Source organism: Streptomyces sp. UG1 (assembly GCF_049974585.1).
Taxonomy (GTDB): domain Bacteria; phylum Actinomycetota; class Actinomycetes; order Streptomycetales; family Streptomycetaceae; genus Streptomyces.
On the sequence record NZ_JBNGGG010000035.1, the window covers coordinates 87643 to 100663 of the forward strand.

Annotated in this window: 11 protein-coding genes; 7 read left to right on the forward strand and 4 right to left on the reverse strand. The window is 70.5% G+C overall.

Annotated elements, in window-relative coordinates:
• The first annotated feature begins 10 nt into the window (after window positions 1-10).
• From ACP4J3_RS34175 to ACP4J3_RS34185, 3 genes are read left to right on the forward strand one after another with little or no spacing between them, the layout of a single operon-like run.
• Window positions 11-1579 (forward strand): 4-coumarate--CoA ligase family protein, encoded by a 1569-nt coding sequence (locus tag ACP4J3_RS34175; protein ID WP_426540165.1) that lies wholly within the window; start codon window positions 11-13, stop codon window positions 1577-1579.
• Window positions 1576-2310 (forward strand): enoyl-CoA hydratase family protein, encoded by a 735-nt coding sequence (locus tag ACP4J3_RS34180; protein ID WP_426540166.1) that lies wholly within the window; start codon window positions 1576-1578, stop codon window positions 2308-2310. Before ACP4J3_RS34175 ends, ACP4J3_RS34180 begins: the two co-directional genes overlap by 4 nt.
• Window positions 2298-2912 carry a TetR/AcrR family transcriptional regulator gene (locus ACP4J3_RS34185; protein ID WP_426540167.1) on the forward strand — a complete coding sequence of 205 codons (615 nt, stop codon included), beginning with the start codon at window positions 2298-2300 and terminating at the stop codon, window positions 2910-2912. Before ACP4J3_RS34180 ends, ACP4J3_RS34185 begins: the two co-directional genes overlap by 13 nt.
• A 54-nt stretch (window positions 2913-2966) precedes the next feature.
• On the opposite strand, the gene ACP4J3_RS34190 is transcribed toward ACP4J3_RS34185, so the two are convergent.
• A complete protein-coding gene (locus ACP4J3_RS34190) occupies window positions 2967-4337 on the reverse strand; it encodes a serine/threonine-protein kinase (protein WP_426540169.1) in 1371 nt (456 codons plus the stop codon).
• A gap of 247 nt (window positions 4338-4584) precedes the next feature.
• Complete coding sequence (locus tag ACP4J3_RS34195) at window positions 4585-5685, reverse strand: citrate synthase 2 (protein WP_426540170.1); 1101 nt, start codon at window positions 5683-5685, stop codon at window positions 4585-4587.
• Window positions 5686-5976: 291 nt separating this feature from the next.
• Here ACP4J3_RS34195 and pdxH point away from each other — a divergent pair, with 291 nt between their 5' ends.
• Complete coding sequence (gene pdxH, locus ACP4J3_RS34200; RefSeq protein ID WP_426540172.1) at window positions 5977-6666, forward strand: pyridoxamine 5'-phosphate oxidase; 690 nt, start codon at window positions 5977-5979, stop codon at window positions 6664-6666.
• Window positions 6667-6940: 274 nt separating this feature from the next.
• Here pdxH and iscB read toward each other — a convergent pair whose 3' ends face one another.
• Window positions 6941-8296 (reverse strand): RNA-guided endonuclease IscB, encoded by a 1356-nt coding sequence (gene iscB / locus ACP4J3_RS34205; protein ID WP_426540174.1) that lies wholly within the window; start codon window positions 8294-8296, stop codon window positions 6941-6943.
• A gap of 577 nt (window positions 8297-8873) precedes the next feature.
• On the opposite strand from iscB, the gene ACP4J3_RS34210 reads away from it, so the two are divergent.
• Window positions 8874-9314 (forward strand): N-acetyltransferase family protein, encoded by a 441-nt coding sequence (locus ACP4J3_RS34210; RefSeq protein ID WP_426540176.1) that lies wholly within the window; start codon window positions 8874-8876, stop codon window positions 9312-9314.
• Window positions 9315-9458: 144 nt separating this feature from the next.
• Entirely contained in the window at window positions 9459-10889 is a 1431-nt protein-coding gene (locus ACP4J3_RS34215) for a PAS domain-containing protein (protein WP_426540177.1), read from the forward strand.
• A 3-nt stretch (window positions 10890-10892) separates the two neighbouring features.
• Here ACP4J3_RS34215 and ACP4J3_RS34220 read toward each other — a convergent pair whose 3' ends face one another.
• Complete coding sequence (locus ACP4J3_RS34220; RefSeq protein ID WP_426540178.1) at window positions 10893-11648, reverse strand: SIS domain-containing protein; 756 nt, start codon at window positions 11646-11648, stop codon at window positions 10893-10895.
• 295 nt (window positions 11649-11943) lie between these two features.
• Between ACP4J3_RS34220 and ACP4J3_RS34225 the strand changes: the two genes are divergently transcribed.
• Window positions 11944-12636 carry a metal-dependent transcriptional regulator gene (locus ACP4J3_RS34225; RefSeq protein WP_426540179.1) on the forward strand — a complete coding sequence of 231 codons (693 nt, stop codon included), beginning with the start codon at window positions 11944-11946 and terminating at the stop codon, window positions 12634-12636.
• Window positions 12637-13021 lie beyond the last annotated feature (385 nt).

The following is a 13021-nucleotide window of genomic DNA, read 5'->3' on the forward strand; positions in this document are numbered from 1 at the left end:
AGGAGGAACGATGTTCCGCAGCGAGTACGCAGACGTCCCGCCCGTAGATCTCCCCATCCACGAGGCCGTGCTCGGCCGTGCCGCCGAGTTCGGCGAGCTTCCCGCCCTCATCGACGGCACGGACGGCACCACCCTCACCTATGAACAGCTCGACCGCTTCCACCGGCGCGTCGCCGCCGTCCTGGCCGAGACCGGCGTGCGCAAGGGCGACGTCCTCGCCCTGCACAGCCCCAACACGGTGGCCTTTCCGACGGCGTTCTACGCCGCCACGCGCGCGGGCGCCTCCGTGACCACCGTGCATCCGCTCGCCACGCCCGAGGAGTTCGCCAAGCAGCTCAAGGACTCCGCGGCCCGCTGGATCGTCACCGTCTCCCCGTTGCTGGAGACCGCACGCCGGGCCGCCGAACTCGCCGGCGGGGTCCAGGAGATCCTCGTGTGCGACAGCGCGCCCGGCCACCGCTCGCTCATCGACATGCTGGCCTCCACGGCCCCCGAACCCCAGGTCGACATCGACCCCGTGACGGACGTCGCGGCCCTGCCGTACTCCTCGGGCACCACCGGCACCCCCAAGGGCGTGATGCTCACCCACCGCCAGATCGCCACCAACCTCGCCCAGCTCGAACCCGCGATCTCCGCAGGCCCCGGCGACCGCATCCTCGCCGTCCTGCCCTTCTTCCACATCTACGGCCTCACGGCCCTGATGAATGCGCCTTTGCGGGTGGGCGCCACGGTCGTCGTCCTGTCCCACTTCGACCTGGAGACCTTCCTCGCGGCCATCCAGAACCACCGCATCACCGGCCTGTACGTGGCCCCGCCCATCGTCCTGGCCCTCGCCAAGCACCCCCTGGTCGCGCAGTACGACCTGTCGTCCCTGAAGTACGTCATCAGCGCCGCCGCACCCCTGGACGCGACCCTCGCGGCCGCCTGCTCACAGCGCCTCGGCCTGCCGCCGGTCGGCCAGGCCTACGGCATGACGGAACTGTCCCCCGGCACCCACGTCGTCCCGCTCAGCGCCATGAACGACGCGCCCGCCGGAACCGTCGGCCGGCTCATCGCCGGCACCGAGATGCGCATCGTCTCCCTCGACGACCCCGACAAGGACCTCGGCGCCGGCGAGTCCGGCGAGATCCTCATCCGCGGCCCTCAGATCATGAAGGGCTACCTCGGCCGCCCCGACGCCACCGCCGCGATGATCGACACCGACGGCTGGCTGCACACCGGCGACGTCGGCCACGTGGACGAGGACGGCTGGCTGTTCGTCGTCGACCGCGTCAAGGAACTCATCAAGTACAAGGGCTTCCAGGTGGCCCCCGCCGAACTCGAAGCCCTCCTGCTCACCCACCCCGGCATCGCCGACGCCGCCGTGATCGGCGTCTACAACGACGAGGGCAACGAGGTCCCGCGCGCATACGTGGTCCGCCACCCCGCCGCCACGGACCTCTCCGAAGGAGAGGTCATGATGTACGTCGCCGAACGCGTCGCCCCCTACAAGCGCATCCGCCAGGTCACCTTCATCGACGGCGTACCCAGGGCCGCCTCCGGCAAGATCCTGCGCCGGGAACTCAGGGAACGCACATGACGTTGACCGGACGTACACGCGCGCGCGGCGTGGAAACTGTGAGCCTGGACTCCCCGGACACCCGCAACGCGCTCTCGGCGGCCCTGGTGGACGAACTGGCCGACACACTGACGGACGCCGCCAAGGACCCCGACGTACGCGCGATCGTCCTCACCCACACCGGCAACACGTTCTGCGCCGGAGCCGACCTGCGCGACCCCCCGCACCCCGACGCCCTGGTGACCCTGCTCAGGCAGATCGTGGACCTGCCCAAACCCGTCGTCGCCCGAGTCACCGGCCACGTCCGCGCCGGCGGCCTCGGCCTCCTCGCGGCCTGCGACATCGCGGCGGCCTCGACAGCGGCCACGTTCGCCTTCACCGAGGTCCACATAGGCGTCGCCCCCGCGGTGATCAGCCTCCCGATCCTCCCCCGCACCGACCCCCGAGCCCTGACCCGCTACTACCTCACCGGCGAACGCTTCACCGCCCCCGAGGCGGCCCGCATCGGCCTGCTGACCACGGCCGGCGACGACGTCGACGAGACCCTGGCCCCCATCCTGGACGGCCTGCGCCGCTCCTCACCCCAGGCCCTGGCCGAGACCAAGGCACTGCTCACGGCTAGGGTGCTGGAGACCTTCGACCGGGACGCGGCCGACCTGACCGCGCTCTCGGCCCGGCTGTTCTCCTCCGCCGACGCTCGCGAGGGGATGACGGCCTTCCTCGAAAGACGGGATCCGCAATGGGCGGTGTGAGCACAGTCGGCGACCGGGTGGACCGCGTTCCCAAACAGGACCGCAGCCGCGCCACCCGCCAACGGCTCCTGGAAGCCGCCGTGGCCTGCCTCGCCGAACACGGCTGGGCGGGCTCCACGGTCTCCGTCGTCGCCGAACGCGCCGGCGTCTCCCGAGGCGCCGCCCAACACCACTTCCCCACCCGCGAGGACCTCTTCACGGCGGCCGTCGAATACGTCGCCGAAGAACGCTCGACGGCACTGCGCGCCCTCTTCCCCGACGGTGCGGCAGGCGACCGGCACGCCGTCGTCTCCGCCCTCGTCGACCTCTACACCGGCCCGCTGTTCCGCGCGGCCCTCCACCTGTGGGTGGCCGCGTCCAACGAGGACCAGCTGCGCCCCCGGGTCACCGAACTCGAAGCCCGAGTCGGCCGCGAGACCCACCGCATAGCAGTGGACCTCCTCGGCGCCGACGAATCCCTCCCCGGCGTACGCGAAACAGTCCAGGGCCTACTCGACATGGCCCGCGGTCTGGGCCTCGCCAACCTCCTCACGAACGACACCGCCCGCCGGGAGCGGGTGGTGGCGCAGTGGGCGGGGTTGTTGGGGGAGGTGCTGGGCTGAGCGGGCCGCCGACGCGAAGCCCTTCACCGGTACGGCGTGGGAACGCGCCGACGGTCAGTCGTCCTCACCACCATCGTCGTCCCCGTCGTCACCATCATCGCCTCGGTCCTGCTGCACCGCCCGCTGCCTCTCCCTCTCCCGCTCCCGCTCCCTCTCCCGCTCCCGCCGCTCCTGCTCCCGCTTGTCCTCACGGCCTGAGGTCGTCTCCACCGCCGGGCTCGGCGCGGTGACCGTCGACGGGCTCGAGGCCGAGGGGGATGCGGAAGCGCTCGGGCTGGGCGGAGTATCGGTTGTCGTGCCCTCCGCAGCGCTGTTGTCCGGCGAGAACCACCGCATCCCGAGCAGCATCGCGGCCACGAAGAGCGCCGCCGCGGCGGCGGTGACCATCGCCCGCCGGGTCCCGTTGCGGGAGCGGGACCTCGACCGGGAGCGGGAATGGGAATGGGCCCTGCCCTGTCCGGCGCGATCCGGCGGGGCGGACTGGGACGACGGCAGCATGTAGGTCGTCGGGGTGCTGGTCCCGCCCATCTGGTTCGGGCCGGGCGCGGCGGCCATCGCGGCGGTCGTGGACCGTGGGGACGGCGCGGCGGCGTCGGGCAGCGGCTGGGGGCGGCCCTGCCAACCACCGGTGGCGAACCAGTCGGCCGCCTGCTGGGCCGTGGGGCGCTGCTCGGGCTCCTTGGCGAGCAGGCCGAGGAGGTAGCTCTCGAAGGCGGGCGGCAGTCCGGCGACGCCCAGCTCGCGGGGCGGCACGGGAGCGGCGTCGAGGTGCTGGTGGAGGATCGCGACGGCGCTGTCGGCCTGGAACGGCGGTCGCCCGGTCAGGAGCTGGTAGAGCACGCAGCCCAGCGCGTAGACGTCGGAGGCCGGGCCGGCGGGTTGGCCCAGGGCGCGCTCCGGGGCGAGGTAGAGGCTCGTGCCGACGATCTGCCCGGTGGCGGTCAGCGCCGCGCCGGGGTCGTCCATGAAGCGGGCGATCCCGAAGTCACCGATCTTGAGGGTGCCGTCGGCGTCCAGCAGCAGGTTGCCCGGCTTGATGTCCCGGTGGACGATGCCCTGCCGGTGCGCGGCGGCCAGTCCCGCCGCGGCCTGGGCGGCGATCCGGGCCACGCGTTCGGCGGGCTGTGCGCCGGACACCGCCAGCAGCCGGGCCAGGCTGTCGCCCTCGACGAGCTCCATCACCAGGAAGAGCCGGTTGTCGTACTCGCCGAAGTCCCGGACGCCCACCACGTTCGGATGGTCGATCCGTGCGGCGGTCTGCGCCTCCAGGCGGAACCGGGAGGTGGCGGTGGGATCGGAGTCCTGGGGCAGCAGAAGCTTGACGGCCACATGCCGGGCGAGCGTCGCGTCGTAGGCCCGCCAGACCTCCCCCATCCCGCCGCGCCCGATCGTCTCGCCCAGCCGGTAGCGGCCCGCTATCAGCACCTGTTCCCCATCCCCCAAGCCATTTGGACGTCTCGATCGCCGCAGGCCGTGACTCACCACGTGAGAACGGGTGATGGAGGGAGTGCCGCAGCCGCCCCAGCATACTGGCGGAGCGGATCAGTCACGTTCTGTATGCCGTCATCGGCAGCAGCGATCGGCAGGGGTGCGGTCGGCCGCCGCCGAGCGGCATCACGCGGGGCTGTTCGGCCCCGCGTGATGACCGGCCCGCCGGAGGGGTCGGGGGTGATCAGTGCGCGATGTCCGCGTAGCCCTCGATCTCGCGCGGGTCACGCGGGCCCGGGCCGACGTAGCGCGCGGAGGGGCGCACCAGGCGGCCGGTGCGCTTCTGCTCCAGGATGTGCGCCGACCAGCCCGCCGTACGGGCACACGTGAACATGGACGTGAACATGTGCGCCGGGACCTCCGCGAAGTCCAGGACGATGGCGGCCCAGAACTCGACGTTCGTGGCCAGCACCCGGTCCGGACGGCGGGCGTGCAGCTCCGCCAGGGCCGCCTTCTCCAGGGCCTCGGCGACCTCGAAACGGGGCGCGCCCAGCTCCCGGGCGGTGCGGCGCAGAACGCGGGCGCGGGGGTCCTCGGCCCGGTAGACGCGGTGCCCGAAACCCATCAGGCGCTCGCCGTTGTCGAGGGCCTGCTTCACATACGCCTCGGCGTCGCCGGTGCGCTCGATCTCCTCGATCATGTGCAGCACCCGGGAGGGCGCACCGCCGTGCAACGGGCCGGACATGGCTCCTACGGCCCCGGAGAGCGCCGCGGCCACATCGGCGCCGGTGGAGGCGATGACGCGGGCCGTGAAGGTGGAGGCGTTCATGCCGTGCTCGGCGGCGGACGTCCAGTAGGCGTCGACGGCGGCCACGTGCTTGGGGTCGGGCTCGCCACGCCAGCGGATCATGAAGCGCTCGACGACGGACTGCGCCTTGTCGATCTCGCGCTGCGGCACCATGGGCAGGCCCTGCCCGCGCGCGGACTGGGCGACGTAGGACAGGGCCATGACGGCGGCCCGGGCCAGGTCCGCGCGGGCCTGCTCCTCGTCGATGTCCAGCAGGGGTTTCAGGCCCCACACGGGCGCCAGCATGGCGAGCGCGGACTGGACGTCGACGCGGATGTCGCCGGAGTGCACGGGAATCGGGAAGGGCTCGGCGGGCGGCAGTCCGGGACGGAAGGCACCGTCGACGAGCAGCCCCCAGACGTTGCCGAACGAGACATGGCCGACCAGGTCCTCGATGTCGACGCCCCGGTACCGAAGAGCGCCGCCCTCCTTATCCGGTTCGGCGATCTCCGTCTCGAACGCGACGACTCCCTCGAGCCCGGGTACGAAATCGGACATCAGGCGGCTCCTCGTGATGTGTGCGACGGATGGGATTGTGGGTGGAACGACCACAGGTCAGTCGACAGAGGTGGGGCGTACGCCGGTGGATCCACGGTCACGGGCTCTGCGGACTCGCAGTCCGGGCGTACCCCTGTGATGCCCCGTGCGGCCGGCGGTCATCCAACCGGAACGGCACCAGAACGATATCCCTGAGTGCCACCTTTGGGAAACCTTCGCGGCACTCAGTGCCATGTAGTGACGAAGGACACCGTGCCGGACGGCATCCCGCGCATACGGCAAGATGACGGCGTGACCGACCGAGACGCCGTCCCCATCGATCCCGCCGAGTCCGTCCCCGACCCCGCCGCGATGCGCAAGCACTACCGGGCCGAGGGCCTCGCCGAGACCGACCTGGCAGCCACCCCGGTGGCGCAGTTCGCGCGCTGGTTCAAGCAGGCCGCCGAGGAGGCGCACCTCTTCGAGCCGAACGCGATGATCGTCTCCACCGCCGACGCCGAGGGCCGGCCCAGCTCCCGCACAGTACTGCTGAAGCACTTCGACGAGCAGGGCTTCGTCTTCTACACCAACTACGGCTCCCGCAAGGCCCGCGACCTCGCCGAGAACCCGTACGTCTGCCTGCTCTTCCCCTGGCACCCCATGGCCCGCCAGGTCATCGTCACCGGCGTCGCCCGGCGCACCGGACGCGACGAGACCGCCGCCTACTTCCGCACCCGCCCGCACGGCTCCCAGCTCGGCGCCTGGGCCAGCGCCCAGTCGTCGGTCATCCCCTCCCGCGCGGAACTCGACGCCTCGTACGCCGGGCTGGCCGCCCGCTATCCCGAGGGCGAGCAGGTTCCGGTACCGCCCAACTGGGGCGGCTTCCGGGTGGCTCCGCAGACGGTGGAGTTCTGGCAGGGCCGGGAGAACCGGCTGCACGACCGGCTGCGGTATGTGGAGGAGCAGGACGGGGGGTGGCGGGTGGAGCGGCTGAGCCCGTGAGGGCGAGTCGGGTTCCGCAAACGCAGACGACCCGCGAACTCGGGTCCCTCCGCCGGTGGCGGGGGAGCCGGCCGGACGTGCCGGCGAGTTCGCGGGTCGGGTGACTGCGTTGGATTGGCCGGCTGCGTGTATCGCGTACACGCTGGTCCGGCACCGCACTGGGTGTGGTGGCGAGCCGCTAGCCCGCAGCCACCTCGCGCGTCCGGGTTTCACTCATTTACCCGATCACCTCCCTTCCACGTAAGCCACACACTAGGAAGCGTTTGGGCACCGATCAACAGGTTTTTCGAGATGTTGACGGTGGCGATTCTGATCGCGTGCTGTAGCCATATCCATCGCCCCGTTGCAGGAACTTCAGATGCCAGTGGGAGACGTTGATCCTGCCCAGGGGCGTCGTGAGGCTGTGCTGCCCTCTGGCTCGCACCGAGATGCGGCCGGTCCACGTCCCTGCCCACCTGCCGGTGGGCATGACGGCGCGCACGAGATCTCCGGTGACGTATCCGAAGTGCCGCTTGGTGCGGGCGCGGCGCAGGCGGGGGAATCCGTAGCGGTTCGGGGTGGTGCGGGCGTATGAGCCGCGTCCGGTGGCCTTGGCGACGAGGACATGCTGAGGGAACCGTACGATCGCGTCGCCGCTCTCGTGATCCAGGGGCCCGATGCAGAGAGCGTCCAGGGTGTGCGTCTTGGTCAGCCCCGTGGCGTTGCGGTTGTTTCTGGTGCCTTCGCCTGTCCAGGTGTGCACTGGTCTGCCGAGGGTGCCCAGTGCCTCGATGAGTTGCCATCGGGTTGCGTTCATGGCGGAGGCGTCACGGAGGGGTGTCTTGACCTGCTGAAGGATTTGCGCGAGGCGACCGGGTCTGTGCGCCAGGAAGGACTCGACGCGTTGGCTGCCCTTGGACCGGTTGCAGGGGACGCAGGCAAGGACGAGGTTGGAGATGCGGTTCGAGCCTCTTCGGCTGCGGGGTGTGAGGTGCTCGATGTTGAGGGGCACGCCGGTGGCGTCGCAGTAGGCGCAGGAGTTGTTCCATTGGGCTTGCAGATAGGCGCGAGTGTTGGTTCCGGCCAGTGGTCCTTGTGTGTACTCGACGCCGTTGAGGGGGCGGCCTGCGCTCATGCTGTGGGTGTCGAAAGCGACGAATTCCACGTGTATCTCGGTGACGGGTGCGTAGCGGCAGAGGCGGCTGGCCATCGAGAACGTCGTGTCGACGCGGTGGCGCAGGGAGGGTGGTAGCCACCCTTCGGGGTGGGCCCGGTTGTTGGATCTGCGTGCTCGGTAGCGGCAGTTGGCTGAGCGTCGGCGGTGTCGGTAGCCGGCGCGCTGCTGCATGCACTTGTGGATCTGGTCGCCGCGATGTTGGAGTTCGATCGAGACCAGTCCACGCCGGATCTTGACTGTGGCGCCTTGCGCGTCGGTTTCCTTCTTCTCGTCAGTGAGGGCGATGCCTGTGCCTTTGGAGCCGGGGTCGATCCGTAACTGAACGCCGTCGACTTCCGACTCGGCCAGCGTGCGGTCTTTCAGGCGGATGGTGAAGGGCACTTGTCGGGCGACGACGGCCCGACCTTTGGTCAGGAGTTCGCGGGCGCGGGCGGGGTGGCAGGGCATGAGGGGTTGTCCCTCCTTGGAGAGCACGAAGACTCTGCTTGCGCCCAGGCCACCCTCGTACGACTGGACGCGCGGGGGAGCGTCACCGCTCCCGTTCTCTGCCGCCTTCGCTGCCGTGACAGCGCGCTTGGCGTGACGCCGACGGGCTCCGGTGCTGTGCCCGCCGGTCTCTCCTCGCCCGTGTTCCCTGCCGGTGCCCCGCGCGGTGGCGGGATGTCCGTGAGCCGTTTCGTCCCTGCTCCCGGGGGTGTCTGCTCTCACGGATTCCAGAGCAGGCTGCTGAGGAAGCACAGCCTGGTGGGTCTGCTCGCCTGCAGGAAACGTAGTCATCGGGGCACCTCCCTGACCCATTGGGTCGTGATGACTGGGGCTGGTCACTCGACAACCTTGGAGGTGGGGAGCGAGTGACCTCCTTTCTCGCGTGTGAGGTTGACACTAGAGGCCAAGATCCGCGCATCGGGTTGCAGTCTTCAGAAGTCGCCCATTCGTGCGAATCCACTGAATTCCCCGAACGGGTAGTCGATCTAGCTGCTAAATGACCACTGGTCGCCTAGCGTTCCGTGCATGACAAACCAGCAGGTGGGACGGAGGGGAGGCGACCGTCATGGCTGAGCTTCTCGTGGAGCCGGTAGTCGGTGAGTCGATGTTGGAGGAGTGGCGGTACGTCCACAACGTGATCGTGCCGCCCGCCGCGATGGATCTCGACGAGGTGCGGGAGCGCAGCGGGCGGTATCGGCTGCGGAACGCGTACGTCGGTGATGTTCTCGTCGGCTGTTCGACCGTGCGGCCGCCGCAGGGCGAGGACGCGGTGGCGACGGTCATCGCGCGGGTGCTGCCCGAGTACCGGCGGCGCGGATGTGGCTCGGAGCTGTATGAGGAGGGGCTCGCCTGCGCGCGTGGGCTGGGTGCCAGGGCGGTCGAGACCTGTGTGCTGGCCGTCAACGAGGAGGGGCTGCGGTTTGCCCGGGCGCGTGGGTTCGTCGAGGTCGATCGGTATGTGCTGGACGGTGAGACAGATCTGTGGGTGGATCTGCGGCTGGAGTAGCTGGAGCAGTCCTTCGGCGGCTCGTACAACGATTCCTTCAATCTTGGGGAACTCGGTGTGTGCTGGGTCACGTTCCAGTTAGATGATTGCGAGTGAGCGAACCGACGCGTCGTACGTGCGGACGCAGCTTGGCAGGGGGTCCATGTGAGTGCTTCCCGGCGTAGTGGGACCACCGACGAGCTGGGGCCGGACGAACCCGAGCGGGAAGGTCCGGGGGGTTCGTCGGCAGGTTCGGAGGGTTCGGCAGGTGGCTCTGATCTGTTGGCCGCGTTGCTGGACGGGATGGACGCGGCTTTGTGCGCGTTCGACGGGGACGGGGTCGTCACCCACTGGAACCGTGAGGCGGAGCGGATTCTGGGGTGGACGGCGGCCGAGGCCGTGGGGCGGCACGGGTTCGCCGGGTGGGCGGTGCGTGAGGCCGATGCCGAGGAGGTCGAGGGGCGGCTGATGTCCGCCATGCAGGCTCCCGGGAGGCAGGTGCATGAGTTCGCGCTGCTGACCAAGGACGGCGGGCGGGTGCTCGTGCGGACGCAGTCGGCCGCGGTGCGCGGGCCGGACGGGAAGCCCGCCGGGGTGTACTGCGCCTTCAGCGAGGTGCATGCGCAGATCGATCTGGAGCGGTCGATCGCGCTGAGCGAGGCGTTGTTCGAGGACGCGTCGTGGGGTGTGGTGCTGGTCGACGCCGATCTGCGGCCGGCTGTGGTGAACGCGCACGCGGCTCGTGCGCTGGGTATCGGGCGTACGTCGGTACTGGGGCGGCCGCTGGGGGAGCTGCTGTCCCAGGGGGTCGAGGAGCTGGAGAGCGCGCTCACGCATGTGCTGGCGGAGGGTGCGCCGCCGGCGCCCGCCGAGATCTGGGTGCGGGTGCGGACGCCGGACGGTGAGCGGCGTCGCTGCTGGCGGTGTGGTTTTGTGCGGCTGGCGTCGCCGCTGGCGGAGGAGCCGGTGCCGTTGGGGGTGGGCTGGCTCTTCCAGGATGTGACCGAGGGCAAGCAGGCGGAGCAGGAGGCGGCGCTGCTGCGGTTCCGGGTCAATCAGTTGCATCGTGCCGCGCGTGCGGCCGCGGAGTGTGAGGATCCGGCGGAGGCGGCGACGGTTCATCTGGATTTCGCGCTGGCCGGGTTCGCCGATCATGCGTTGATCGACCGGGTCGCGGGTGGTGCGGTGGCGGACGGGGAGGCGGCGGGGCCGGTGCGGCTCGTCCGGGTGGCCGTGACGCCTTCGGGGGCGCCGGGGCCGAGTCTGCTCGGTGGGGAGGCCGGGTTGCCGCTGCGGTATGTCGAGGGGCATCCGGCGTTGCAGTGTGTGGCCCGGGCCGGGTCGGTGCGGGCCGATGCGGGGAGCATGTCGGCGGAGCAGGCGCGTGCGTGGGCGGTGGGGCGGCAGTGGCCGGCGGACGCGGTGCACGCGCTGTGTGCCGTGTTGCGGAGCCGGGGGCGGACGGTGGGGGTCGTGACGTTTCTGCGGGGCGCGGGGCGCAGTGCGTTCGAGCGGAGCGACGCGGTGTACGCGGAGGATGTGGCGGTGCGGATCGCTGCCGCGTTGGATCTGGCGGGGGCTCTGGGCTCGGAGTAGCGCTCAGTGCCGGTAGAAGATCCTGTCGCCGTACTTGTCGAACACCTGGCTGTTCCAGTCGTGCCCGCCGTCGACGTTGCCGGAGCGCAGGAGTGGGGGCTCGATGCCGCGCGCGGCCAGGGTGGCGGCTGCCGTGGCCATGACGGCCTGGAGGAGGGCCGTGGTGACGACGGTGGACGCGGGGGCGAAGGGGGCCGGGATGGTGTCGAGGGTGAGTTCGGCGTCGCCGACGGCGATTTTCGAGTCGAGGACGATGTCGCAGTGGTCCTTGAGGTAGGTGCCGGAGGCGTGGCGGGACTGGGTCTGCGAGGCGTAGGCCACTGAGGTCACGCCGATGACCTTGACGCCGAGGGCGCGGGCGTTGATGGCCATTTCGACGGGGAGGGCGTTGCGGCCGGAGAGGGAGATGATGATCAGGGCGTCGCCGTCGCGGAGGGGGGAGCTGTCGAGGACGGCGCCGGCCAGGCCGTCGACGCGTTCGAGGGCGGAGCCGAGGGTGGCGGGCATGACGTCGACGCCTACGACGCCGGGGACCGTGAGCAGGTTCATCAGGGCGAGGCCGCCGGCGCGGTAGACGATGTCCTGGGCGGCGAGGGAGGAGTGGCCGGCGCCGAAGGCGAAGAGGCGGCCGTCGGTGGCGACGGTGTCGGCGAGCAGGGTGCCGGCGGCCTCGATGTTCTCGGCCTCCTCGGCACGGACCCGGTGGAGCAGGCCGATCGCGGCGTCGAAGAACTGGTCGGCCGGCTTGCTGTCGCTCATGCGGGGCCCTCCGGAGGTGGCGGGTGGGGGTGCGTGGGTGTTGTGTTGCGGATCACTTGCTGCGGATCACCGTGCGGTCTGGACCAGTGCGGTGTCAATACGGCCGGGACGGCGGCCGGAATGGCTGCGGCGGCCCGCTCGGCCGGCCCGGGGTGGGGTTGTCCGACCCTTCGTTTCACCGGCTCGGCGCGGTTGTCTGTGGTATCCGGCAGAATTGAGTGCAGGGCCAGCGCACGCGCCGTGGAGCTGTCTCGCTTCCGGCTGGGCTAATCGCAGAGCTAATCGAGGGGCACGTATGTCCGGACTGATCGACACCACGGAGATGTATCTCCGCACCATCCTCGAGCTGGAGGAGGAAGGTGTGGTCCCCATGCGCGCCCGGATCGCCGAGCGGCTGGACCAGAGCGGGCCCACCGTCAGTCAGACGGTGGCGCGGATGGAGCGTGACGGGCTGGTGTCCGTGGCGACCGACCGGCATCTGGAGCTCACGGACGAGGGGCGGCGGCTGGCCACGCGTGTCATGCGCAAGCACCGGCTCGCGGAGTGTCTGCTCGTGGATGTGATCGGGCTGGAGTGGGAGCAGGTGCACGCGGAGGCGTGTCGCTGGGAGCACGTGATGAGTGAGGCCGTGGAGCGGCGGGTGCTGGAGCTGCTGCGGCATCCGACGGAGTCGCCGTACGGCAATCCGATCCCCGGCCTGGAGGAGCTCGGCGAGAAGGACGGTGCCGACCCGTTCCTGGACGAGGGGATGGTCTCGCTGGCCGACCTGGACCCGGGGGGCGAGGGCAAGACGGTCGTGGTGCGGCGGATCGGGGAGCCGATCCAGACCGACGCGCAGCTCATGTACACGCTGCGCCGGGCCGGTGTGCAGCCGGGCTCGGTGGTGAGTGTGACCGAAGCCGCGGGTGGGGTGCTGGTGGGCAGTGGTGGTGAGGCGGCCGAGCTGGAGGCGGATGTCGCCTCGCATGTGTTCGTCGCCAAGCGCTGAGCGGGTGGCGGCTGTCCGCCCTGGGTTGTCTCCTGAGTTGTCTACTGAGTAATTCCCGGTGCGGGAGCGGGAGTTGTGGCGGTCCGTCGAATGTTTTCGATCCCGGATTCAGTGTGCGGAATCGCAGCGGCCGACGGATTCGCGTGCAAGGCTGTCGCGTGAGGCAGATCACCTGAGGGCTCTGGGCCGTGATCGACAGTGCTGCGTCCGGCCGGGGAGGGGGGCGCGAGGATGTGCCGTGATGCGTGGAGAGGGCCCCGGCGCCGAATGGCGCCGGGGCCTGTCCTCCCCTGTGCTGACCCGGAGCCCCGAGCTCCCAGGGTCATCCCCCTCGGACCGTTTCCCCGAGCGGTCCGCCTCCCGGTGAAGGTCTCCCCTCGGCGGT

Bases quoted from the DNA above. Each gene is read 5' to 3' on its own strand.
- ACP4J3_RS34175 (WP_426540165.1), top strand. From the start codon at position 11: ATGTTCCGCAGCGAGTACGCAGACGTCCCGCCCGTAGATCTCCCCATC.
- ACP4J3_RS34180 (WP_426540166.1), top strand. From the start codon at position 1,576: ATGACGTTGACCGGACGTACACGCGCGCGCGGCGTGGAAACTGTGAGC.
- ACP4J3_RS34185 (WP_426540167.1), top strand. From the start codon at position 2,298: ATGGGCGGTGTGAGCACAGTCGGCGACCGGGTGGACCGCGTTCCCAAA.
- ACP4J3_RS34195 (WP_426540170.1), bottom strand. From the start codon at position 5,685: ATGTCCGATTTCGTACCCGGGCTCGAGGGAGTCGTCGCGTTCGAGACG.
- ACP4J3_RS34210 (WP_426540176.1), top strand. From the start codon at position 8,874: ATGGCTGAGCTTCTCGTGGAGCCGGTAGTCGGTGAGTCGATGTTGGAG.
- ACP4J3_RS34220 (WP_426540178.1), bottom strand. From the start codon at position 11,648: ATGAGCGACAGCAAGCCGGCCGACCAGTTCTTCGACGCCGCGATCGGC.
- ACP4J3_RS34225 (WP_426540179.1), top strand. From the start codon at position 11,944: ATGTCCGGACTGATCGACACCACGGAGATGTATCTCCGCACCATCCTC.